The organism is Fictibacillus sp. 18YEL24, assembly GCF_015903855.1.
Lineage (GTDB): Bacteria > Bacillota > Bacilli > Bacillales > Fictibacillaceae > Fictibacillus > Fictibacillus phosphorivorans_C.
The window spans coordinates 1-22,661 of record NZ_JACZDT010000003.1 but is presented as its reverse complement, the minus strand read 5'-3'; the positions used below and the strand labels follow the sequence as shown (position 1 = coordinate 22,661).

General features: G+C 39.1%; 25 protein-coding genes. 12 read left to right on the top strand and 13 right to left on the bottom strand.

The features are described 5' to 3' along the window. Positions 1–5 precede the first annotated feature (5 nt). From HU823_RS10480 to HU823_RS10470, 3 genes are all read right to left on the bottom strand, one after another. Positions 6–1,223: a metallophosphoesterase family protein gene (locus HU823_RS10480; protein WP_197222030.1), complete on the bottom strand. Its 1,218-nt coding sequence runs from the start codon at positions 1,221–1,223 to the stop codon at positions 6–8. A 109-nt stretch (positions 1,224–1,332) separates the two neighbouring features. Beyond that, a complete protein-coding gene (locus HU823_RS10475) occupies positions 1,333–2,607 on the bottom strand; it encodes an ABC transporter permease (protein ID WP_197222029.1) in 1,275 nt (424 codons plus the stop codon). Continuing rightward, positions 2,600–3,496: an ABC transporter ATP-binding protein gene (locus HU823_RS10470; protein ID WP_197222028.1), complete on the bottom strand. Its 897-nt coding sequence runs from the start codon at positions 3,494–3,496 to the stop codon at positions 2,600–2,602. The genes HU823_RS10475 and HU823_RS10470 overlap by 8 nt, the downstream gene beginning before the upstream one ends. Positions 3,497–3,643: 147 nt before the next feature. Here HU823_RS10470 and HU823_RS10465 point away from each other — a divergent pair, with 147 nt between their 5' ends. Next, entirely contained in the window at positions 3,644–3,829 is a 186-nt protein-coding gene (locus tag HU823_RS10465) for a YhzD family protein (RefSeq protein ID WP_137790551.1), read from the top strand. A gap of 29 nt (positions 3,830–3,858) precedes the next feature. Next, on the top strand, positions 3,859–4,293 hold the full coding sequence (locus tag HU823_RS10460) for a GNAT family N-acetyltransferase (RefSeq protein ID WP_260858730.1): 435 nt from the start codon (positions 3,859–3,861) through the stop codon (positions 4,291–4,293). Positions 4,294–4,513: 220 nt separating this feature from the next. Here HU823_RS10460 and HU823_RS10455 read toward each other — a convergent pair whose 3' ends face one another. The 6 genes from HU823_RS10455 to HU823_RS10430 form a co-directional block, all read right to left on the bottom strand. Then, positions 4,514–5,998, bottom strand: coding sequence for an aldehyde dehydrogenase family protein (locus tag HU823_RS10455; RefSeq protein ID WP_197222027.1), 1,485 nt, complete (start codon positions 5,996–5,998; stop codon positions 4,514–4,516). A gap of 381 nt (positions 5,999–6,379) precedes the next feature. After that, complete coding sequence (locus HU823_RS10450; protein WP_197222026.1) at positions 6,380–7,231, bottom strand: Cof-type HAD-IIB family hydrolase; 852 nt, start codon at positions 7,229–7,231, stop codon at positions 6,380–6,382. Between the two features lie 156 nt (positions 7,232–7,387). Beyond that, positions 7,388–7,756: a YlbF family regulator gene (locus HU823_RS10445; protein WP_137790553.1), complete on the bottom strand. Its 369-nt coding sequence runs from the start codon at positions 7,754–7,756 to the stop codon at positions 7,388–7,390. A gap of 49 nt (positions 7,757–7,805) precedes the next feature. Then, positions 7,806–8,942 carry a DUF445 domain-containing protein gene (locus HU823_RS10440; protein WP_144702916.1) on the bottom strand — a complete coding sequence of 379 codons (1,137 nt, stop codon included), beginning with the start codon at positions 8,940–8,942 and terminating at the stop codon, positions 7,806–7,808. Positions 8,943–9,004: 62 nt separating this feature from the next. After that, a complete protein-coding gene (locus HU823_RS10435) occupies positions 9,005–9,703 on the bottom strand; it encodes a diphthine--ammonia ligase (RefSeq protein ID WP_197222025.1) in 699 nt (232 codons plus the stop codon). Beyond that, positions 9,700–10,317: a polysaccharide deacetylase family protein gene (locus HU823_RS10430; protein ID WP_197222350.1), complete on the bottom strand. Its 618-nt coding sequence runs from the start codon at positions 10,315–10,317 to the stop codon at positions 9,700–9,702. Before HU823_RS10430 ends, HU823_RS10435 begins: the two co-directional genes overlap by 4 nt. 155 nt (positions 10,318–10,472) lie before the next feature. Here HU823_RS10430 and HU823_RS10425 point away from each other — a divergent pair, with 155 nt between their 5' ends. The 4 genes from HU823_RS10425 (at position 10,473) to HU823_RS10410 (ending at position 14,343) form a co-directional block, all read left to right on the top strand. Beyond that, positions 10,473–11,369 (top strand): PucR family transcriptional regulator, encoded by an 897-nt coding sequence (locus tag HU823_RS10425; protein WP_197222024.1) that lies wholly within the window; start codon positions 10,473–10,475, stop codon positions 11,367–11,369. 137 nt (positions 11,370–11,506) lie between these two features. Then, positions 11,507–12,604, top strand: coding sequence for an ABC transporter ATP-binding protein (locus HU823_RS10420; protein WP_137790557.1), 1,098 nt, complete (start codon positions 11,507–11,509; stop codon positions 12,602–12,604). Between the two features lie 313 nt (positions 12,605–12,917). After that, positions 12,918–13,697: a transporter substrate-binding domain-containing protein gene (locus HU823_RS10415; protein ID WP_144702925.1), complete on the top strand. Its 780-nt coding sequence runs from the start codon at positions 12,918–12,920 to the stop codon at positions 13,695–13,697. After that, the gene (locus HU823_RS10410; RefSeq protein WP_144702928.1) at positions 13,690–14,343 is read left to right on the top strand and encodes an amino acid ABC transporter permease; all 654 of its coding nucleotides are present in this window, start codon (positions 13,690–13,692) and stop codon (positions 14,341–14,343) included. The genes HU823_RS10415 and HU823_RS10410 overlap by 8 nt, the downstream gene beginning before the upstream one ends. 35 nt (positions 14,344–14,378) lie before the next feature. On the opposite strand, the gene HU823_RS10405 is transcribed toward HU823_RS10410, so the two are convergent. Next, positions 14,379–14,630 (bottom strand): hypothetical protein, encoded by a 252-nt coding sequence (locus tag HU823_RS10405; RefSeq protein ID WP_225218929.1) that lies wholly within the window; start codon positions 14,628–14,630, stop codon positions 14,379–14,381. Between the two features lie 69 nt (positions 14,631–14,699). Beyond that, positions 14,700–14,894, bottom strand: coding sequence for an alpha/beta-type small acid-soluble spore protein (locus HU823_RS10400; RefSeq protein WP_066239924.1), 195 nt, complete (start codon positions 14,892–14,894; stop codon positions 14,700–14,702). Between the two features lie 188 nt (positions 14,895–15,082). Here HU823_RS10400 and HU823_RS10395 point away from each other — a divergent pair, with 188 nt between their 5' ends. Further along, positions 15,083–15,391 carry an ArsR/SmtB family transcription factor gene (locus HU823_RS10395; RefSeq protein WP_066391336.1) on the top strand — a complete coding sequence of 103 codons (309 nt, stop codon included), beginning with the start codon at positions 15,083–15,085 and terminating at the stop codon, positions 15,389–15,391. 481 nt (positions 15,392–15,872) lie between these two features. Here HU823_RS10395 and HU823_RS10390 read toward each other — a convergent pair whose 3' ends face one another. Continuing rightward, entirely contained in the window at positions 15,873–17,390 is a 1,518-nt protein-coding gene (locus HU823_RS10390) for an aldehyde dehydrogenase family protein (protein WP_197222023.1), read from the bottom strand. Between the two features lie 134 nt (positions 17,391–17,524). Between HU823_RS10390 and HU823_RS10385 the strand changes: the two genes are divergently transcribed. The 4 genes from HU823_RS10385 (at position 17,525) to HU823_RS10370 (ending at position 20,956) form a co-directional block, all read left to right on the top strand. Further along, positions 17,525–18,316 (top strand): SDR family NAD(P)-dependent oxidoreductase, encoded by a 792-nt coding sequence (locus HU823_RS10385; protein WP_144702934.1) that lies wholly within the window; start codon positions 17,525–17,527, stop codon positions 18,314–18,316. A 199-nt stretch (positions 18,317–18,515) separates the two neighbouring features. Then, positions 18,516–19,754 carry a DUF2157 domain-containing protein gene (locus HU823_RS10380; protein ID WP_197222022.1) on the top strand — a complete coding sequence of 413 codons (1,239 nt, stop codon included), beginning with the start codon at positions 18,516–18,518 and terminating at the stop codon, positions 19,752–19,754. Next, a complete protein-coding gene (locus tag HU823_RS10375) occupies positions 19,747–20,268 on the top strand; it encodes a GDYXXLXY domain-containing protein (RefSeq protein ID WP_197222021.1) in 522 nt (173 codons plus the stop codon). The genes HU823_RS10380 and HU823_RS10375 overlap by 8 nt, the downstream gene beginning before the upstream one ends. Positions 20,269–20,623: 355 nt before the next feature. Then, complete coding sequence (locus HU823_RS10370; RefSeq protein ID WP_137790566.1) at positions 20,624–20,956, top strand: hypothetical protein; 333 nt, start codon at positions 20,624–20,626, stop codon at positions 20,954–20,956. A gap of 26 nt (positions 20,957–20,982) precedes the next feature. Here the strand turns inward: HU823_RS10370 and HU823_RS10365 are convergent, their stop codons facing one another. Further along, on the bottom strand, positions 20,983–22,305 hold the full coding sequence (locus HU823_RS10365; RefSeq protein WP_197222020.1) for a globin-coupled sensor protein: 1,323 nt from the start codon (positions 22,303–22,305) through the stop codon (positions 20,983–20,985). 166 nt (positions 22,306–22,471) lie between these two features. Here HU823_RS10365 and HU823_RS10360 point away from each other — a divergent pair, with 166 nt between their 5' ends. Further along, the gene (locus HU823_RS10360) at positions 22,472–22,624 is read left to right on the top strand and encodes a hypothetical protein (RefSeq protein ID WP_165389501.1); all 153 of its coding nucleotides are present in this window, start codon (positions 22,472–22,474) and stop codon (positions 22,622–22,624) included. The last annotated feature ends 37 nt before the right edge of the window (positions 22,625–22,661 follow it).

The window sequence follows — 22,661 nt, the reverse complement described above, 5'->3', positions numbered from 1 at the left end:
TTCACCTACCTGTTTTTATGAAGTTCAGATAATAACAATTGTTCTGCTTGTTGTTTAATATCTTCCCAATCTTGTTCGTTCAACTCTATGTATTTTCTAGCTGTTCTGTGTGTAGATAACTCTGAGATCGCTATTTGCAATTCTGTGTCATCCTCTAAAATACTCTGTAGATCTTGAAAAAAGGCTGACTGTTTCATGGACTGTTCCTCTTGAAGAGATGGACTTGTTACATTCTTGATCGCAACAACATTTACAAAAGAAGAGTCATAATCTTCTTCACGCAAGATTTCTTCTAGATCTTCTATGAATGTTCCATCCAAAAGCTCATGATAAAGCTGTGTCTGACCCGTCAACTTTAAGACGAGGAGTACACCTTTATTTTGTTGCAGATAAGTGCTGATCTTTTTTTCGCACAAAAAGATCACTTCTTGCAGACTATCAACCTCTGTTAAATCAACTCGGCATTCCTGCCAATCGATTTCAGACGTGGAGTAAAACTGACTTTTTACTTCATTATGGTTTAATGTAACGATGTAACCACCTTTTTCACCTAGTTCTCCACTATGTCTGCCTTGTATATTCCCTGAATAACGAACGGGTGGTTCGAGATTTAGATCGATTCGTTTATGAATGTGGCCGAGTGCCCAATAATCGTAGCCTTTTTTTAGAAGCTCTGTTAATAAAAATGGTGCATATCTGCTGTGTCCGCTATAACCATCAGCCTGTCCATGCAAAATACCGATATGATAAAGATCATCTCTTTTTTCTGGATAGTGTAATGTTCGATCATCTGTGACCGCTGCGGTTTCATAACTAAATCCGTGCAGAGCTGCTACTACTCTTCCCTGTTTTTCAAAATGAAGAGTCTGAATGTGGCTGCCATCAAAAAAGTGCACATTGCTTGGCCATTCAAGATCTACCCATTGTCCATCTAACGGATCATGATTGCCATGAACAACATATACGTTTATGTTGTGACTGTTCAATTTCATGAAACAATTTTTCAAAAACGACTGAGCTTTTAAACTTCGGTTCCCACTGTCATAAAGGTCACCTGCAATTATTACAAAATCTACTTCTTCTGAGATTGCCAGATCGATAAGCCGTTTAAAGGATACGAACGTGCTATCAAAAAGTCGCTGAAAAAGCCTCTCAGGCAACGAGGAAAGTCCTTTGAACGGACTATCTAGATGAAGATCTGCACAATGTAAAAACTTTATCATTTCACTCATCCTCTTTTTCTACCATTCTTCCCTTCATTTTAACATATATACGAAAGCACGTTCGCTTGTGAACGAGTAAAAAAGAGAGCACGAGGCTCTCTTTTTCAGATTAGATGTCGGTTGTGTTTTTCTTCTCTTGCTTCGATAAAAGAAGAGCTTGCTTGAACAACTTCAGGGACGGTGCGTTTCCGTACATTAATACACCACCGCGATACACACGAGCACCAATTATAGCAAACAAGAAGATAGCTCCGACTAGGACGCTGATTCCTAGTGCTACTTCCCAAACTGGTAATGAAAGCATCCCTACACGAAGCAGCATGAGCATCGGTGTGAACAGCGGGAAGTAGGATGCAGCAGCAACGAAACCAGACTCTGGGTTTTCTCTGCCGAACATAGCGATCATGAATGCTGCCACAATCACGATGACTACTGGTGTCATCAGATTATTTACTTCTTCAACTCTGCTGATCAATGAACCCAGCATCGCAAATAGAGTTGAGTAGAGGAAGAATCCTAAAATGAAAAACACAAGAGCATAGATGATTAATGAGGTTGGAATCTCATTCAACTTTAATTCATTTATAATACTCTCACTTCCGCTAAGCTGTCCGTTCAATTTAACAGCAAGAAATCCTCCCGCAATAAACAGCGCAAGCTGAGTTAATGCTACGAGTACGATACCAAAGATTTTCCCAAACATTTGTGTCACAGGCGATACAGAAGAAATCAGGATTTCCATAACACGTGAAGATTTTTCTGTTGCTACCTCTACAGCGATCATACTTCCATACATCATGACGGCCATGTACATGAAAAATAGGACCACGTACACTAAGATATATACTTGTGCTGCTTCTTCTTCACTTTTCGCTGAATCTGACAATGACTCCTTTGCAAAAGTAACCGGAGAATAAATAGCAGCGAGCTGTTCTTGGTTCAATCCAATGGACTCGGCAGCTGATTTGTTCTTAATCTGTTGCAGTGCCAACTCTACATCCGCAATCAGGCTCTGCTGTGTTACATCTTCTGCTTTATAAGTTCCTGTAATGATGCCTGAAGCATCTTTATCCAGAATTAAAAGTCCTTCAATTTTACCATCAAGTACTGCTTTTTCTGCTTCACTTTCCGATTTCGTAAACGCTTCTGCTTTCAAATCATCATTTGTTTGCTTAAGTTGTGTTTGAAGAGCTGGAAGTGTCTCTCCTGTTCGGTCAATAACCCCAATTTTAGAAGCCTCATCTTCACCGAACATTTTTGTGATCTCGTTCATATTCGTTATGACAAATAACAAACCGATTGTAATCAATGTAGTGATCAGGAATGGTTTCGATTTAATTTTAGATCGGTATGTATGCATCATTACCGTCATAAATTTACTCATGAACTACACCTACTTTCTCGATGAAGATATCATTTAAGGAAGGTTCCTCAAGTTCAAACTTTCTTACAAATCCTTTTGATTGAATAGCTTGGAATAAATCCTTTGCTACTTCTTCTCGTTCAATTTGAAGAATGATTCCGTCTCCTGTTGTACGATGCTTAATAACTCCAGCCGTATCTTTCAGATAAGTTAGATCAAAGTCTGCTTTAACAGATACGTTCTTTTTCCCAAAAGATCGTTTGATTTCTTTTAGATTTCCTTGAACAACTGACTTTCCTCTATGCATGATACAAAGATGCTGACATAGTTCTTCTACATGCTCCATTCGGTGAGAGGAGAAAACAATCGTCGTTCCTTCTTTTTTAAGCTCATGAACAGCACTCTTTAGAAGCTCAACGTTCACAGGGTCTAGTCCGCTAAACGGTTCATCTAAGATCAAAAGTTCCGGACGATGAAGAACAGCCGCGATGAACTGAATTTTTTGCTGATTTCCTTTAGACAACGCTTCTACCTTCTTATTCAAATACTCTTCTGCTCCGAAGCGCTTCAACCACTTATCCGTCTGTTCTTGAATTTGTGATCGCGTCATACCACGCAACTGCCCGAGATAGATCAACTGCTCTCTAACTGTCAGCTTTGGATACAATCCTCTTTCTTCGGGTAGATACCCTATAAGATCGCTCGTCTCATACGAGATTTCTTTATCGTTCCATGTAATTCTTCCTTGTGATGGTGTTAATAATCCTAAGATCATTCGAAATGTCGTTGTTTTTCCCGCACCATTCGCACCTAACAAACCAAAGATCTCACCTCTAGGAATCTGTAAGTTAATTCCGTCAACGGCTGTAAAACTACCAAACTGTTTCCTTACTTCGTTAATGGTCAACATGACTATATCCCTCCCGCTGTAAAATATACCATATATTCCTAGTACGCGGGGTAATAGGTTAAGTTTCATATAAATTCTTAAGTTTAAGGCAGGAAAAATTCGTCGAATGTTGAAATCCAATTTAGATACGAAAGGAGTTCGATCATCATGAATACATACGCACTAACTGCATACGAAAGTAATGGTGAAAAAATATTGGATGAAACAATTTCTGCACAGAGCGACTCTGAAGCAAAAGAGCAAGGAGAAGCCCGTTTGGCTGAACTGAACATGCAAGAAAAAACGCATCGTCTGACTTCACCAAAGGGACAGTTGCTTCTTTTCCATCGCTAATGAAACTCATGGAAACGAGGGAGAAAACAGTGAGTGAAGTGATTCTACGAGAAGCTCGATACGATGACAGTTATGAACTTTCTTATTTAATGGGAGAGCTCGGTTATCCAACCAAGCCAGAAGAGATGACAGAGCGATTAGAAACGCTGCTTCCTAATCCGGCTTATGCTTGTTTTGTGGCTTGTGTAAACGACCAAGTGATTGGGATGATCGGCCTTGCAAAGGGTATATATTTTGAAAAAAACGGCTGCTATGCACGTATTACTGCTCTAGTGGTAAGTGAAGAATTCAGAGGAAACGGTATAGGCAAGGAACTTGTTCGTTATGGGGAAGAATGGGCAAAAGAACAAGGCTGTACGGCGATCCTGCTTAATAGTGGAAAACAAAGAACGGATACGCATGAGTTCTATCGTAGTCTAGATTATGATGATACAGGGTTGCGGTTCATTAAGGTGATGCTTTAATTATCAGCCGCTTAAAATTCTTCATTTAGAAGCAAGAAGATCGAGGAAGTAAAGTTTTTGAGGAGCGGAGTGTAGTCCACCTACATGAGCACCGAGAAAACAAAATCGACGAAGAAATTCGCCGCTTATCAATGAATAAAGATAAAACCGGATGCTGGATCTAGCACCCGGTTTTTCCTATTTATCCGCTCAATTCTTTGACCCCGTTATATCTTGTTGTCTATTTTAAGTTAACCCACACACTCTTAACTTCTGTGTAGTTGTTTAATGCATAAGATCCCATTTCACGTCCGATACCTGATTGCTTGTATCCGCCGAATGGTGAAGCAGCATCAAACGCATTATAGCAGTTCACCCATACCGTACCAGCACGAAGCTTGTTCGATACATAATGAGCTGTTTTTAAATTCTCAGTCCATAGTCCTGCAGCAAGACCATACTCAGAGTCGTTTGCACGTGAAATCACATCATCCAAGTCATCAAACGGCATTGCAGCCACAACTGGTCCGAAGATCTCTTCTTTTGCGATCGTCATCTTATCATCTACATCAGCGAAGATTGTCGGCTCAACAAAGTATCCTTTGTCAAATGGAGTTGTTCCTCCTGTTAACAATTCTGCACCCTCATCTTGTCCTTTTTGAATATATCCAAGAACGCGGTTATGCTGTTCTTGAGATACGAGCGGCCCCATCGTTGTATCTGGATCTAATCCAGGACCTTGCTTAATTTTCTTCGCATGAGACACAAGGTCTGCCACTACATTATCAAATGATTTCTTTTGAATATATAAACGTGATCCCGCACAGCAAACTTGTCCTTGGTTGAACATGATTCCGCTTAAGGCACCAGGAACTGCACGGCTCATGTCAGCATCAGGCAAGATGATATTTGGTGATTTTCCACCAAGCTCAAGCGTTACACGCTTCAAAGAGTTAGACGCATTACGCATGATCAGCTTTCCAACTTCAGTAGAACCTGTAAATGCGATCTTGTCCACGTTTGGATGATCAACTAGCGCTGCACCTGTTTCACCAGCACCCGTTACAACGTTTAACACACCTTCAGGGAACCCAGCTTCGTGTGCTAATTTTGCCAAGTAGAGTGCTGAAAGAGGTGTTTGCTCAGCCGGCTTCAGTACGACCGTACATCCCGTCGCAAGTGCTGCACCAAGCTTCCAAGCAGCCATCAATAATGGGAAGTTCCAAGGAATGATCTGTCCAACTACACCAAGCGCTTCATGACGCGTATAGTTAAAGAAGCTTCCTGCTACAGGAATCGTCTGCCCTACGATTTTCGTTGACCAACCAGCATAATAGCGGAAATGTTCGATCGCGAGCGGAACATCCGCATTCATCGTTTCACGGATCGGCTTCCCGTTATCCAATGTATCAAGCTGTGCTAATTCTTCTTTATTCTCTTCCATTAATTCTGCTAATTTGTAGATCAAGTAGCTTCGCTTTGAAGCAGGCATCTTTGACCAGTAACCTGTTTCAAAAGCTGCTCTTGCTGCTTTTACGGCTTTATCGATATCTTCAGTTCCACCTTCAGATACAACTGCTAAAACTTCTCCAGTTGAAGGGTTTAACGTTTCAAATGTTTTTCCGCTAGCTGAGCTGACCCATTCCCCATTAATAAAATGCTTTTTCGTTCCGTTAAGAAACTCGGCCACCTTTGGTTTTAATTGAAGGTCTAAAGTTTTTTCCATTTGAATCCTCCCTTTACATTGTGGTTCTTACATAAATATTATTCGTCACGATTCATGTAAACCCTTTCATTTTCTACATTTGTAATAAAACTGAAACGTTTTTTACGAAATTCGACGGGAGGTGTCGAAAGTACTCTATTTGTATGTAATCAATGGACAGACCATCAGGGTTTAGGAATCGCTCACAAATCTATAGAATCGCTCATAAATCTCAAGAACCGCTCACAAATCTCTAGAATCGCTCACAAATTTCAAGAACTGCTCACAAATCTCAAGAATCGCTCACAAATGCCCACATATGCCCTTCTCCACTTTTACTACGCACAAAAAAAGACTCCTCTCAGACAAAATGTCTAAAAAGAGCCCTCTTTTACTAATAAACTATCTTTTCATCGTCTGGAAGCGCATCTGCTTGCGGAACACTTCTTTTACCATGTACGGTACGCCTAACTGATCGTTTGTACGGGTGATCCACTTCGCTTTTCTCTTTACTTCATCAGGTGCGTTTGCCATCGCTACACCTAGACCTGCAAATTCAATCATATCTAGATCGTTATAGGAATCTCCGATTGCTACCATCTCATTTGGAGCGATCCCGAGTTTCTCACCAAGAAACCTTAAGGCATTTCCTTTTGTTACTTTTTTTGCTGTGATCTCTAACTGACATTTTGCCGATGAAGAATACTCAAAGTCTGGCATATGTTCTTTTAGATACTTCATTGCAGAGTCGCATTCTTTCTCATCAAAGAACTGTACATCCATCTTTGGAGGTGCCACTTCTTGTGAGAGAACATAGTCTCCAAGATTCTCTGTAAAAGATACAGGGTAGAACAGCGGATCACCCGTGCTTAATGTTAATTTCGCAACGAGCTGACTTTTTTGCTTGAGTTGATTTCCCACTGAGAAGCGCTCATGGACGACGCGCATGTGGCATTCGTAATTTCCAAGAACTTCTACTAATCTATAAGTATCCTCGACCGATAACCTTTTCTCTTGAAGAGGTTCATCAAGAGATGAAGCAATGAATCCACCATTATGACTGATCAAATAACTGTCGATCTTTAACGCTTTTGCTATCTTTTGTGTAGATGGAAAACTCCTGCCCGAAGCGAGTGTGACATAGACCCCTTTTTGCTGCACATAATCAATGGCTTCTTTCGTTTCTTTATCGATACGGAAATTGCTTCGCAGTAGGGTTCCGTCGATGTCAATCGCTAGTAAACGGTATACCATGATGCGCTCCCCCCATTTCGCGAAAATATAGTATAAGAACTCGTGTTAAGTTTATGACCTTGAAACATGCTTTAGAACGCGGACAAACCTAAGAAATATTAGGCAAAAGAAAAAGCCCCTGCTACAAAAGTAACAGGGGGTTAGATCAGCATATTATTATTGCTGTTGTCCGTCTTCTTCAACCATTGGTCCGTAAAGCTCTTCCAGTGGCTTTGTGATCACTTTATTTAGATCATTGATGATCATGCTCATACGTTGCTCTGCTGCCATAAGCTTTGAGATCGTTTCGTTCTGCTGTACATCAGCAAAAAGCTTTTGAGCTTCTTCAATCTCTTCAGGAGTCACTTCTTGGCCGTTCATTTGTTTTTGTTGAAGATTTACTTGAATATCACGGAATTTACCGAAAAGTTCTTTCGTTTCCGGATTGTTATTTACTTCATCATAGCTTTGTTTTAAAGCTGTAAAGTCCTCACTATTGCGCAATGCTTTTTCTAAGTCGTAAGCAACATCGTATACGTTTGACATTGGTAAAATACCTCCTATTGATTAACTACGGTACCCACTATAACAGACTCTACAAAAATAGTACAAGGATACCTTGAAATACACCGATAATTCCGCCTAACAATGCTCCTAGCCATGTTATCATCTTAAGTTCACTTTTTGCGATTGATATGATGATTTCCTCTAGACGCTCTAGAGAAAAGGCCTCAACCTGTTCTTCCACGATTTTAGCAAGATGCATCTTTTCAAGCAGCATTTCTAATCGATCGACAAATAGATCTAGACCTGCAGATACTGCTTTTGGTGTTAGGTCATCAATAATCCAGCTCTCAACCGAACTCGCTAATGAAGATACAGGTGTGTTTAAATACTCTTCGATAGGAAGTCTAGCTGTAATTTCTTTTGCTAAACCTGTAGTAATCTCAGGCAGTTTCAGCAGCCCTAGTGCCTCTTCTGTTCTTTTTTCCATAAAGTTTCGGTATTCTTGCTGAAGTAGACTCAGCATGGTATCACGTGTATTTTCATGTTTCATGAACTTGATCAGTTCCGGTTGTACTTTGTCTGCAAGACTAACATTACCAAAAAACATAGATACCATATTAACGAGCATCCCTTTATCCATTAGGAAAGCATCAATGCCACTCGCAAGTGATTTCCGGCCTTCTTCACTTTCTAAATAAGTAACCCCTTTGTTCAAGAGCCAATCTACGACTTCTGGTAATTTTTCTTCCCCTCTGGCAACAAATTTTTCTGGCAGAACATCTTTCATTTCCTTACCATTTGATTCCTGAAGCATTCTATTCATTCGAGAACTCAGCCATGCCTCGGTTGTTGCTTGGATTCTGTTCTGAACATCATCCACACCAAAATCTTGTTTAAGCAGATCACTAATCGTCATATCACTCTTTAAGAAGCGTTTCAGTTCTACTTGAACAAGTTCAGTCATCTCTTTGCGAAATACGTTGTCGTTAATTTTCGCTTGTACACCTTCTGCGGTTAATAGGTGCTTGGTTACGGTCTCACCCAGCTGCACGGCGAGTTGTTTTCTACGCTTCGGTATGAGTCCAGGTGTAAATGGAACTCGATATTTACCAATGTATAATGTAGTAAACGGTCTAAATAACATTCGGATTGCAATGGAGTTTGTTAGACCACCAATAAACGCACCGACGATCGCCATAATAGAAATTGAAATCCATATATCCATATTTTTGTCTCCATTACTCTAGATTCTATTTTCCTAGTAAATGTGAATTATGATTGCGCTAGCTATTTTAGCTCCCCTTTTGGAAGGATATCCACATAATAAAAACGATCTTCATTACTGAACATATCTTTTACCATTCTCGTCTCACCTAACGTATACGTAACAGGAAAGGAAAAGTTCGGTCCATCAAAAACAAACGTGTGAAATTCTCCGTTCTCACCACATATATCATGTTTCTTCGGATAGTCTTCTATAAACTGCTCGTCTATGACACGGCCAGTAAAAGAGGCATCTATTTTTAATGTATCTGAGCAGCACACAACAGTCTTAAATCCTTCACTCAAAAACTCCTCAATAATTTGCTCAGAACTCTCACCCCATATTGGAAAAAATGGTGTGATTCCTGTACCTTCTAACATGTTTTCGCGATATTTTTTTACATCTTCTAAAAAAATATCCCCAAACATGATGTGCTGTATACCATCAGCCTTAATGTCGTTAACAGCTTGTTCCATTCTTTGTTGGTACATATCATTCGAACAATCTTTAGGGATCCAAACTGCTCGGAGAGGTAAACCAAGTGATTTAGCCTGCATTTCTAAAAGTTCATTTCGAACGCCATGCATGGTTGTCCGATCGTAGTCTTCTGTTAATGTTGTTAGTAAGGAATCGATCTCCCAATCTGCCGACTTCTGCAGTCGATACAGAGCTAATATAGAATCTTTTCCACCACTGAATGAAACGACAATTTTTTTCTTCATCTAGAACCCTCCCTATATAACGATTTAGGAGGCAATACGAACTCATAGCCTTCTAGTTTTAATTCAGAAATCAATTCATCTAAAATTTCTACGGTTTGCTTTAATTCATGAAGAAGAATAACAGAGCCATCCTCAGCATGATTCAAGATGTTATGAACAATGTGTAAGGGATCTTTTTTGTGTTCCCAATCCAGACCCGCCACTTCCCATAAAAAAGGCATCACATTGAGCTTCTTTAGAACATCCAAAGTATCTTCATTAAATTGTCCAAAAGGCGGACGAAAATATATCATTTCTTGGCCAGTGAGAGATTCCAGCTGTTTCAAATTCGTAGAAATATCATGAAGCTGGTCACGATAAGAAAGTCTCGTTAAAACGCGATGGCGCAATGAATGCCCACCAATCATATGCCCTTCTTCAATCACCCGTTTCCAAGGTCGTTTTACATGCAACAACTTTGATTGCCAAAAGAACAATGCTCTTACTTGATGTTTCTTTAGGATATCTAACAGTTCAACCAAAACAGAGGATGGTCCATCATCAAATGTAAGAATCAATGATTTTGTTCCTTTAGGTGAATCCTGCTTGTCCCAATTTTTTTTATTCGTCCAAATCTCTTTATTTTCCCAGTCGTACACGACCGTTGCAGAAGTTACTCAAGGACACGTTTTCATAGTGTCTCCTCCTTCTTGGGAATCTGTTAGTTTAGTTAACCACTTAACATTGCTATAATAATAGCAAGCTTTTTCTTGAAAGGATATGAAAAAGGATGCTCGATAAGCTAAAGAAGCACTATAAGAATTCTATGACAACAGACCTCTCCCAGCAGTCTGGCTATTACTGGTTCCTTTCAGAGGACAGCGGCGAACCGTTCGGTATCTCAAAACCTGCTGTTTCAGAATCAGAACTAACATTACTTCGCTCCATGTTTAACACATATGAAAACGATAATTCTTCAAATGTTTTTTCAGCACAGCAGTTAAAATGGAGAGCACTTCTTTTTGACGAGAAAGCTACAACAGAAGAAGGCTTCTATCGATTTGTACACTTTTTTAGCAAGCAGCCGATCACGGATCATGCTTCATTTTCAGAAGCAGTAAATGGCCTTTTTCCTGAGGATGCAGTTCTCCTTCTTAACAAAGATCTTAAGAGTGGCGTTATTATTGAAACATCCAAACAGGAGTTTAGTGAGACACCTTATGAAGCGTTAAAAGACATGCTCTCTACAGACTTTTATTTAGATATTTCAATTTATATAGGCTGCTATAACAATCAACTTCATCGCGCAAAAGAAACGTATACAAGAGAACAGCAACAATTTTTAGACGTGCGGAATCGTTTGATGCCGAAATCCATATATACAGTAGCTGATATCGTTCCGTATATCCTTCTTCAGACCGCCAGTCCGATGGCCGATCAAACATTAACATCACTAGTAGAAGAATGGCGAGAAGAAGACGAGGAAACGCTAAAAAGCATCAAAGTATTTGTTGAATGCAACCTTAACGTTTCGTTAGCAGCGAAACAATTATATATTCACCGAAACAGCCTTCAATATCGTGTGGAAAAGTTTTATGACAAAACAGGCATTGATGTTAAGCAATTGAAGAATGCACTAACCGTTTACTTGGCCATTCTTCTTATCGAACAAAAAGATCATCGCTAGCTTCAAAAAAACTCTTTGTGCACATTGCATAAAGAGGTTTTTTTATTTTAGGCATGTCGTCCATTTACGATTACCGATATGAAAGCGTAAACTTAAAACATTAAGAAAACGTTTACATCGGAAGGGGAATTATAAAAATGGCAGGTATTAAGTTAAATAACATCGTAAAAAGATATGATAATAAAGTAACAGCTGTACATGATTTCAACCTTGATATTTCGGATAAAGAATTCATCGTATTCGTAGGACCATCTGGTTGCGGTAAATCAACAACGCTTCGTATGATCGCTGGTCTAGAAGAAATTTCTGAAGGTGATCTTATCATCGATGAGCGCGTTGTAAACGATGTAGCTCCAAAAGATCGTGACATCGCGATGGTTTTCCAAAACTATGCCCTATATCCTCACATGAACGTTTATGACAACATGGCATTCGGTCTTAAACTAAGAAAGTTCAGCAAAGAAGAAATTGAAAAGCGTGTTAAAGAAGCAGCACGTATTCTTGGTCTTGAGCAATACTTAGATCGTAAACCAAAAGCACTTTCAGGTGGTCAGCGTCAGCGTGTTGCACTAGGACGTGCCATCGTTCGTGATGCAAAAGTATTCTTGATGGATGAGCCGTTATCCAACCTTGATGCAAAACTTCGTGTTCAGATGCGTGCTGAGATCACAAAACTTCACCAACGTCTGCAAACGACTACAATCTACGTAACGCATGACCAAACAGAAGCGATGACGATGGCAACACGTATCGTTGTTATGAAAGACGGACGCATCCAGCAAGTTGGATCTCCGAAAGAAGTATACGATACACCTGAGAACATCTTCGTTGGTGGATTTATCGGAAGTCCTGCAATGAACTTCTTGAATGGTACGCTTGAAGACGGATTCTTCAAAGTCGGTGACACGAAGATTGCAGTTCCTGGCGGAAAGATGAAGATTCTACAAGAAAAAGGCTACAACAACAAAGATGTTGTCCTAGGTATCCGTCCAGAAGATATTCATGATGAGCCTGTATTCTTAGAGTCATCTTCAAACACGAAGATTGAAGCGAAAATCGACGTTGCTGAACTGATGGGTGCTGAAACGTTCTTGTACTCTACAGTTAGCGGACAAGATTTTATCGCACGCGTAGATTCGCGTACAGACATTCGCAACGGTCAGGACATTTCGTTAGCGTTTGACATGAACAAAGCGCATTTCTTTGATAAAGAAACAGAACTTCGTATTCGTTAATTCATATGTAATAAGAGCTCTGCTTAATCAAGCAGAGCTTTTTCTTGTCGACTATACCAGTAAACACCATATTATGTATTTTTATGTGATACATTCATATTTTTATATGATAACTCTTAATTTTTATATGATAGGACTTTAAAATTATGTGTTTATCCCTCCTTTTTATGTGATAATGTGTCCCCTCAAAAAAAATCCCCTGTTATTTTTTTCTTTATCGGGGAAAATGTTTAATGATTGACGAATTCGCCATTCGTTTATACAATAAATTCTATAAAATTTGTCGGGATTATCCTGACGAGGAGGACTTCAATTGAAAAACACATTTAAATTCCTGTCAGCTCTCGCTCTTTCTGTCATTCTGTTGTCAGCATGCGGAAATTCTGACGAGTCAAAATCAGGTTCAGGTTCAGATAAAAAAGTACTTACAATAGGTACTGAAGCTACATATCCACCTTTCTCATACCGTGATAAGAAAACAAATGAAATCACAGGCTATGATGTAGAAGTAGCTAAAGAAGTTGCTAAGCGTCTTGATATGGAGCCGAAGTTCGTGGCCACTGAATGGAAGAACATGTTTACGTCACTAGACTCTAAACGATTTGATCTAGTTGCGAATCAAGTAACTGTAACAGACGAAAGAAAAGCTAAATATGACTTCTCTACTCCTTATACCGTTTCTGGTGGACAAGTCATCGTGAACAAAGACAACAAAGATATCAAAGGAATTAAAGATTTAAAAGGCAAAGTAGTCGGAACAACACAAGGAAGTAACTACGCTGCTGAAGCCGAAAAAGCTGGAGCAAAAACAAAGTTCTATAAAGGTGCTGCACAAGTATTAACAGATTTAGATGTTAACCGTGTAGATGCTGCAATGAACGATCAGCTTTTCATCCTGACAGAATTAAAGAAAACAGATTATAACGTTAAAGCGGTTGGCGAACCTTTTAACGAAAACGAAATGGCATTTGCATTCCGAAAAGATGACAAAGATTTAATTAAAGATGTAAACAAAGCACTTGAAGAAATGAAGAGTGACGGTACACTGAAAAAGCTCTCCGAAAAATATTTTGGAGAAAATGTAAGTGAGTAATTTATCAGAAATTCTGATCAACTCCCTCCCCTATTTATTGGAGGGAGCTGTTTTTACTATCGTCATAAGCCTTGTATCGATTTTCGGAGCGCTTATTTTCGGGTTGGTTGTTGCTTTATGCAGGATGTCATCGAATAAATTCTTGTCAGGGATTGCCAAGGGGTATATTTCTTTCTTTAGAGGAACGCCATTATTAATTCAATTATTGATTCTCTATAACGGTTTCACGTTTATTTATGTACCAGAAGGATGGCAGGCTGCGCTCGCTGGGCTCATACTTCATTTTAGTGCCTATATAGCCGAATCCTATCGGGGTGCTATTCAGTCGATTGAAAAAGGACAATGGGAAGCTGCTTTTTCACTTGGGATGAACAGATATCTTACGTATAAAGAAGTAATTCTCCCACAAGCATGGAGAATTTCAATTCCATCCGTTTGGAATTCATTGATCGATATCGTTAAAGCTTCTTCGTTAGCTTCAGTAATTACAGTACCAGAGCTTACTTTGATGGCAGATCAGATCAGCGCATCACAACTGATCGTATTACCTGTTCTATTAGAAGCTGCAGTCCTTTATTGGATTTTAACTTCTCTATTGGACGGTCTTCGAGTACTGCTTGAAAGAAGAATTAGAATCAGCCAATAATCCCTTCATGTCTCTTTTAGATATGAAGGTTTTTTCTACTCCCACTCACCTATAAAAAAAAGCACTTCTTGATGACAAGCATCACAATAAAACACATGTGGGCATTGGCTTTCTGCAAAATTACTCGGATAGCCATCCTCTAGCTTCAGTTCATCCACTTCCATGTAGGGACTGTAATCATCGAAAAAATCACTTACTCTTCCTTGATCTTGAACCGCTCTTCCGCATTCTGGACAGCGAACGTTTATCGTTTGAAAGTTATTACAGATCGGACACATCGCCATCATTATCAACTCCTATGATTTAAAAAGGGAGTGGATTCCTCCACCCCCGTTTTGTATCAGTTACGAGCTAAGTTAGCGATTACCGCCACTTAACTGTTGCTGACCCATTGCGACTAAACGTTTTGTCATTTCCCCACCAACCGAGCCATTCGCACGAGCAGTTGTATCTGGGCCAAGTGTAACACCGAACTCAGATGCGATCTCATATTTCATTTGATCAATTGCTTGCTGTGCTCCTGGGACAACCAATTTGTTTCTTCTTGCCATGTGTTTCACCCCCTTGCACTTATTGTGTATCTCACCAGTTTCTCTATTCGTTCCTAACACTGGCAATATATAGCGTTCTTCCCACTACAAATCGGGTGATGTATTCAAAAAGGTTGTCTAGTTGGTTTATACTGAATTATAGTAAGAAAAAAATCATGTGATGATTATGAAAAAGTTGGTGAAAGCAAATGTCAAATGAATATGCAGTAGAGATGTTCAGAAAAACCATACCTCTGTTTCAAGCATTAGGTGATCCAGTCAGACAAGACCTCGTTCTGCTTTTAGCGGAGACAGATAAAATGAATGTTACGGATATTGCCAGTCAATCTCCAATGTCACGACCAACAGTCTCCCATCACTTAAAAATATTACGAGAAGCTGGAATTGTTGGGACGGAGAAAAAAGGGAAAGAGATTTTTTATTTCTTAACGCTTGATCAAACCGTTGTTCAGCTCAAACAGCTCATTCACATTATTGAAGAGGAATGTATTTTGTAAGCTCTTTGTTGTATTCGCTGTTGTTTATGAAGGTAGTTGATTTCCGCTTCAGGTTGCTCGCTTTCCGGGTGGTGTGCGGTGAGCCACCTTGCCGCATTGCGCCATAAGGTGTCTCACCTGTCACACTGATCCCCCAGGAGTCATCCACCTTACACTACAATCAACCTTTCAAAGATGCCTTTTTGAAAACTAATAGCAACAACTTTTAAAGAACTGTCAATTTCTATTGAAAAAAGACTTCTAAAAAACGATTCAGCATGGTTGGCTGAATCGCTTTTATTTTTGCTAACTTTTCTTTTTGTTATTACTTCATTGACAAGTTGATTGAAGTGGAAGTGCGAGACTCCTACGGGACGAGCGGTCAGGTGGAGACTCCTAAGGGCGCAAAGCGGCAGGAGGCTCACCGTTCGCCCCGTGGAAAGCGAGCAACTGTAACGTAAATCAACTACTTCAAAAACAACTCTGCAAAACGAAAACAGCTCTATTTTTTCCTAAGTTGTTTAATACCTGAACGAATTAATGCCGCTCTTTGTTTGCTGTTTGAGAAATAAGCTCTGATCAATGTTCTTATTTTTGAGTACTTATTTTCGTACGGGTACCAATTTATTTCTCGTTGTTTGATTCCCGCATCCTTCATTACCGACATCTGACGGGTAAAGGTGAACAAGCCTTCGTCTCCGTGATACCTGCCTACGCCGCTGCTTTTCACACCACCAAATGGAAGATGAGGATTTGCTACTGAAACAAGTACATCATTAATTACCGCACTGCCTGTTACAAGCTTTGATGAAACACGATTCGCTTTTTTAGCGTCCTTTGTCCATACACTTGCGTTCAATCCAAACTCAGTGCTGTTCGCTTTTTCGATCGCTTCTTCCTCTGTTGAGAAGGATATCACAGGCAGTACAGGTCCAAACGTTTCTTCTTTAACGATGTTCATATCTTCAGTAACATTCGTTAAGATCATTGGTTCCAAATACATGCTGTCTCCCCACTGATCTGGCTCTTTGCCAGTAAGCAGAAGAGCACCTTTCTCTAATGCATCCTTCACATGATTTCTGATAATCTCTTTTTGGTGAGGAAAAGTTAATGAACCTATATCTACTCCAAGTTTCAGTTTCTTCGTTTCTTCTACAAGCCTGTCGATAAATTCTCCATGAATCGCATGCTGCACATAAACTCTTTCAATCGACATGCAAACTTGTCCTGCATTCGTAAATGCCCCCCAAACTGCACCATTCACTGCTCTTATCATGTGAGCATCTTCAAATACAATCATTGGATCCTTTCCACCAAGCTCCAAGGTATTAGGAATAAACCTCTTACTTGCTTCAACGCCTATCTTACGTCCTGTCTCAACAGATCCTGTGAAGAAAATGCCATCTGGCGTTCCAGAAACCAAAGCTTGTCCCAGCTCTTTTCCCCCATGCGCAACTTGAAGAACATTTTTCGGCAAATTCACTTCTCTCGCAATTTTTTCAATCAACAGTCCGATCGTAGGTGTTACCTCAGATGGTTTTACAATAACAGAATTCCCTGCGATCAGTGCAGAGATTACAGGTGTCATCGATAGTTGAAAAGGATAGTTCCATGGTGAGATGACTAATACTGTTCCTAGAGGAAAATAATCTACATATGAAGATTTACCTATAAAAAGAATCGGTGTGGAAACTTTTTTCCGCTTTAAAATTTTTGGTGCGCGCTTTTCATAATGCGCAATGATATCAATTACAGGCATAAGATCTGCTGTTAGAGCTTCTGTTTTCACTTTTCCAGTCGCAGCACAAATTTCATCTACGATCTCATCCATGTTATCTAATAGATGCTGCTTTATCTTTTTTATAAACGTTAATCGAGTTTTTAATGTACGTGTGGACCAATATTGAAAAGCAGCAGAAGCTTTTTCATACATTTCAGGAACGTAATTTTCTCCCGTTTCTAGCCACTGGTCGATGGTTTCACCTGTTGCAGGATGTTTTGCAATCATTACGTTTTTCATTCAAGCGCACCTCCTTTGTCAAAATTTTCATATTTCTTCCATCATACCTTTTTTGATGAGTTATTGTTTATTTATTTTTACGGATATGGTATCATGTTGATATTCTTAAACATATAAACATAATGATAGAAAGGATGTTTCTTTTGATAAATAATAAAATTGCACTCATTACAGGAGCCTCAAGCGGAATTGGCCTTGAATTTGCCGATCTCTTTGCGAAAGACGGCTATCATTTAGTCCTTACAGCTAGAAATGAGTCGAAGCTTAATGAGATTGCCGAACAGATGTCTAAAAAATACAATATTCCAGTTACGGTAATTGCAAAAGACTTAAGCCGAACCGACGCTGCAGAAGAACTGACAGCAGAGATTATTGCAAAGGGTATTGAGATTGACGTTCTGATCAACAATGCAGGATTTGCTGCTTACGGACCTTTTAACGAGACATCATGGAAAGATGAAAAAGATATGATACAAGTAAACATAACAGCTCTTACAACACTTACAAAACAGCTTCTTCCCGGAATGATTAAGCGTAATAGAGGGAAAATCTTAAACGTGGCCTCTACTGCAGCTTTCCAACCTGGACCATTAATGGCTGTCTATTACGCAACAAAAGCTTATGTACTTTCCTTCTCAGAAGCCATCAACTATGAATTACGCCATACCGATGTAAGTGTTACCGCTCTTTGTCCTGGTGCTACAGCTACAAACTTCGAAAAACGGGCAAGCCTTGAATCATCTCGCTTGTTTCAATCTGGTGCAATGAATGCGAGCGACGTTGCGCGGTCAGGCTACAACGCCTTGATGTCTAAAGAATCATTGTCGATTCCAGGATTTAAAAACAAGGCATTAGCTAACATCGTACGATTCTTACCTCGCAAAACGATTTTAAAAATCGTGCATTATGTACAAGACAAAAAATAAATGTCATAATTTTGAGAACAGCTTTAAATCGCTGTTCTTTTTTTAATGAACCTTATTTAACATAAGACTTCGAATGCTCTTTACAATTTATTGCTTGATAACAAAAATTCTATTGTGTAATATTACACTAAAAGAGAATATTTGTGTTTCGTCCTGTTTTGTTTGAAATATACATATACATGAATTGAGGTGGTAAAACATGAACAAAAAATGGATGAGAAAAGAAGGTCAAAAGTGGATCGCTGACAACATCATTTCCGAAGATCAGTTAGATTTAATTCTTGCAAGATACCCTGATTCTGAAGACAATGGCAAAGTTACTGGGGTATTACCCATTTTAGCTAGTGTTTTAATCGGCATCGGAATTCTATCTTTCATCGCATCAAATTGGGGAGAAATCTCACCAATCGCCAGACTTTCCTTACTTATCGTGTTTATGCTCGGTTTTTACTATTCTGGTGAACGGTATTTAAAAGCCGGCCAGCGTTCATTAGGTACTTCTCTTAATCTCCTTGGAATCATTACATTTGGAGCAAGTATCATTCTTTTAGGTCAAACTTTTAACCTTAATGCCGTCGATGCACGTTTATTCGTTTTCTGGAGTCTTCCTGCCATCTTTTATTTATTCAGAGATCGTCACAAGTTATATTTTTTCCTTATTGGGCTTTTAACAGTTGGAGGGCAACTTTACAGCATAAGTGAATTTCAAAGCTTTAGTTACCTTTTATGTATCCTTTTTATCATAGCTGTCGGAGGCTTTGTTTTCTTGTACCCATCCACTCTAAAATCTTGGATTTTTACGATTGGACTCAGTACACAAGTTCTCATGTTTATTACGGTTAAAGATATAAATTTATTTTGGTTCTTCTTATTTGGATTCGCTTTATTTACAAGCAGTTTATGGGTTGAAAAGAGAGTATTTAAACAACCGTTTAATCGCCTAGGAACACTCATTGGATTTGGTTTTGCTTACGGATTATATTTCTTACTTACAAATGAATTTTCTTCTGATTTTGAGCTGCCGAACCCTTATCTGTTCATCCCCGTACTGGTCGTTCTATTCGCTCTATCAGTCGTCCGAAAGCGTCAGGAGAATTTATACATGCATGCATGGGAACTCTTGATTTTCATGCCGTTCTTTTACCTTGTCAAAGTGACTGAGCCGTTAATAGTAGGCATTGTTTATTTAATCATCATGTTTGTTTATTCTGGCTTCAAACTTGCGGAGGGCTATCGTAACGAAAGTCGGTCGCAGATCAATTTTGGAATTGTACTCTTTCTGCTCGTTTGCTTAATGGGTTACTTTAATCTGGCATGGTCCTTTATGCCAAAGTCCATTTTCTTCTTATTAGGTGGAGTTCTTTTATTCATACTAAATGCGTTTCTCCAACGTAAGAAAAAGCAGATCTTAAAGAACGGAGGTCCGCATCATGATTAAAAAAAGAGGTTGGATGATCGCTGCCCTTCTTCAAGTATTATTTCTGATCTTAATCGCAGGAAGTTATTACAGCATCGATTATTTCGGAAAAGAGATCAAGATTAAGACCGTTCCCGTCGATCCAAGAGATCTTTTGTATGGCGATTATGTAACACTTCGTTATGATATCAGTACAGCTCCTCTCAAAAGCTACAAGGGCGATGCCGCTGAACTAGATCGCGGCAATCATAAGACCTATGTTGTTCTGCAGCCTAACAAAGAAGGTTATTATGTGGTTAAGAATGTTTATTCTGAAAAACCAGATATAGCAAAGAACCAGGTTGTGTTAACTGCTAAAGCTGAAAAAGTCTGGGATCAAAACTCGTTCGACCAAATTCAGCTTACGTATGGGTTTGAGAGGTATTATGTTCAAGAGAACACGGGAAAAGAACTTGAACAGCAAGCCAAAGACATGGATGTGATCATAAGTGTTGCACCTTGGGGAGCTCATAAGATCGTAGAGCTGAACCCTTAGATGCTGAACGACTCATAAAGAGCTTAAAATGCCCTTTATGAGTTTTTTTGTTTATTGCTGGGAAGTGTTTGTCGAAAATCGGATAAATAATTTTATCTACGGAATTATCGAGGATTACCTCGTATAAAAATCGGTTTACCTCGTATTAAAAAGAGATTACCTCGTAATGTGTGCCTCTGTTCTCCTCTTATGGATAATATCATTCGATAATGTCCTGCAGTCACGCACTACAGCATTCCTACTAAAGCGTTCGTCAGCTAGAAAAACTCTTGCATACATTTTTTATATCTAATTACTCATTATTCTCCGGTTTAAGTTTAAGGATTACGGGAAAATTGATAATGAGGTGAAAACAATGTCAGATACTAAAATTATCGAACTAAAAGATGTACTAAATGGGTGGGCTGGTAACCAGATTTCTATTCGTAAAGAAGAAGCAGGAGATCTAGATCAAATCAGAATCTCATTGGATAAGGCAACCTTTGAACAAAGAGACGCACATGATGACTATTTAGGTGATCACATATTGTTTTTACACGGGACAGCTTATGCAGCAGAAGAAGGTTCACAAGTAGAGCTACCAACAATTACCTACGAGATACCAATCGATGGAATCAATGATATACGAACAGACGATAACATCGTTTCATTCGAAACCAATAGAGCACAATATGTAATCAATAAATAAAGAAGAGATCCAGCGGGATCTCTTCTTTATTCTTGTTGCATGCTTTTCGTAACATCTGTTAACGAATCTGCTGATACAGCGATCTGCCCTACAGCATGACTCAGTTCTTCTATAACTTCAGCCATCACTTCTACTTCTTTTTCTAGCTTTCCGCTTCGATCCGTACTCTCATCCATCTTAGAAAGAATAGCTACAAAGAAATCTGATATTTCCGTAGCTTCACTGACACTATCGTTTATATAATGATGAATACTTTCAACAGATTGAGTGACAGCTTCTATTCGTTTGTGTGTATTTTTCACAAGTTCAGAAACACCTGAAACAGAGGTCTTTGTTTGATCAGCTAATTTTCGAACTTCATGAGCTACAACAGAAAATCCTTTTCCAGCCTCTCCAGCTCGAGCGGCTTCTATCGCTGCGTTAAGGGATAGAAGGTTCGTTTGTTCTGCGATCGCTGTAACGATATCCACAACATCGTTAATCTTAACAGTTGCTTGTTCCAAGCTGATTAGTTCTGTTGTAATCTGTTCTGATTGATCTTTTACTTTTAGGATCATTTGCTGATGATCATCTAGTTTGTTCTTACCTGCTAACGAATTATTAGAAACCTGTATAGCAGATTCTGCTGTGCTCTTTGCAAAAACAACCACTTCATCAGCCTTTGATGTTAACTCTTCTAGTGCTGCACTCGTCTCTTCTGAGATACTCGCAAGTTCTTCCACAGAATCCCCGACTGATAATGCGATCTGTCTTTTTTGCTCTTCATGTTGCTCTCTTTGTTTGATTTGCTCTAACTCAAAAGCTTCTAAAACAATCTGCTGTTCAAAATTTAAAATTTTCGTCACTGCTTTAACAGCATGCTGGTACTCATTTTTATTCTCAATATGCTTGTCCAAAATAGATAAAAAAGACAGCAACATATCCTGAAAAGAACAGATATACCATTTCGGCTGCAGTCCGATCTTAAAGTGGATGCGGGCGATCACTTTTCTTTGTTCGATATACGCTGTGTCGATAACGCCGTCAAACATTTCTTGTATGTGCTTAATCAGCGTTACTTGAAGTTTATTAATAGAGCTGTGTTTTTGAATAATTTCCATCAAGCCAGGCACATGTTCAATATTTTTATAAAATTGGTTCACGATTTCTTCTATATTCTCAGAGATCAACGGTTTGATCGAGCGAATAATCGCTAAGTCATCCACTGTTAATGAAATCATGTTCAATTGCTTCTGCCATTCACTGTTTGGAGATACTAAGATCTTCACATCTTCTTTTACGTTTTCAATAGGATCAAATAATAATGTCGTACTCTTCTTTTTTGTTAGTATGCTTAAAATAGATGCCAATTTGCTTTCCTTCTTCCTTTATAATCACTCACATTTCATCCAATATGATGCAATTTCATGCGACTATACGCTCATTTTATAGATTCATATGTTTTATCGACTTCTTTAAGGGAATCTTTTACTAAACAAAAATATTTTAGAAAAAATGATTAGAGGAGTGATTCACATGTGGAAAAAGAGATGGGCAGCTGGAACATTGGCAGCAATGTTAACGTTAGGTGGATTAACTGCTTGCGGTGATGGTGTAGACCAAGACAACGGTGTAGACGATGGCGAACAAAATGATGAGATGGATGAAAAGAATAAAGAAGAAGGTTAATAATGAACCTTCTAAAAATAACGAAAAAAAGGACCCC

Coding starts and splice junctions, on each gene's coding strand:
- HU823_RS10405 (WP_225218929.1), bottom strand. CDS start 14,630: ATGATGGCGATGTGTCCGATCTGTAATAACTTTCAAACGATAAACGTT.
- HU823_RS10385 (WP_144702934.1), top strand. CDS start 17,525: ATGTTTCTTTTGATAAATAATAAAATTGCACTCATTACAGGAGCCTCA.
- HU823_RS10455 (WP_197222027.1), bottom strand. CDS start 5,998: ATGGAAAAAACTTTAGACCTTCAATTAAAACCAAAGGTGGCCGAGTTT.
- HU823_RS10400 (WP_066239924.1), bottom strand. CDS start 14,894: ATGGCAAGAAGAAACAAATTGGTTGTCCCAGGAGCACAGCAAGCAATT.
- HU823_RS10370 (WP_137790566.1), top strand. CDS start 20,624: ATGTCAGATACTAAAATTATCGAACTAAAAGATGTACTAAATGGGTGG.
- HU823_RS10445 (WP_137790553.1), bottom strand. CDS start 7,756: ATGTCAAACGTATACGATGTTGCTTACGACTTAGAAAAAGCATTGCGC.
- HU823_RS10475 (WP_197222029.1), bottom strand. CDS start 2,607: ATGAGTAAATTTATGACGGTAATGATGCATACATACCGATCTAAAATT.
- HU823_RS10375 (WP_197222021.1), top strand. CDS start 19,747: ATGATTAAAAAAAGAGGTTGGATGATCGCTGCCCTTCTTCAAGTATTA.
- HU823_RS10380 (WP_197222022.1), top strand. CDS start 18,516: ATGAACAAAAAATGGATGAGAAAAGAAGGTCAAAAGTGGATCGCTGAC.
- HU823_RS10480 (WP_197222030.1), bottom strand. CDS start 1,223: ATGATAAAGTTTTTACATTGTGCAGATCTTCATCTAGATAGTCCGTTC.
- HU823_RS10470 (WP_197222028.1), bottom strand. CDS start 3,496: ATGTTGACCATTAACGAAGTAAGGAAACAGTTTGGTAGTTTTACAGCC.
- HU823_RS10440 (WP_144702916.1), bottom strand. CDS start 8,942: ATGGATATATGGATTTCAATTTCTATTATGGCGATCGTCGGTGCGTTT.
- HU823_RS10435 (WP_197222025.1), bottom strand. CDS start 9,703: ATGAAGAAAAAAATTGTCGTTTCATTCAGTGGTGGAAAAGATTCTATA.
- HU823_RS10450 (WP_197222026.1), bottom strand. CDS start 7,231: ATGGTATACCGTTTACTAGCGATTGACATCGACGGAACCCTACTGCGA.
- HU823_RS10425 (WP_197222024.1), top strand. CDS start 10,473: ATGCTCGATAAGCTAAAGAAGCACTATAAGAATTCTATGACAACAGAC.
- HU823_RS10420 (WP_137790557.1), top strand. CDS start 11,507: ATGGCAGGTATTAAGTTAAATAACATCGTAAAAAGATATGATAATAAA.
- HU823_RS10395 (WP_066391336.1), top strand. CDS start 15,083: ATGTCAAATGAATATGCAGTAGAGATGTTCAGAAAAACCATACCTCTG.
- HU823_RS10465 (WP_137790551.1), top strand. CDS start 3,644: ATGAATACATACGCACTAACTGCATACGAAAGTAATGGTGAAAAAATA.
- HU823_RS10390 (WP_197222023.1), bottom strand. CDS start 17,390: ATGAAAAACGTAATGATTGCAAAACATCCTGCAACAGGTGAAACCATC.
- HU823_RS10360 (WP_165389501.1), top strand. CDS start 22,472: ATGTGGAAAAAGAGATGGGCAGCTGGAACATTGGCAGCAATGTTAACG.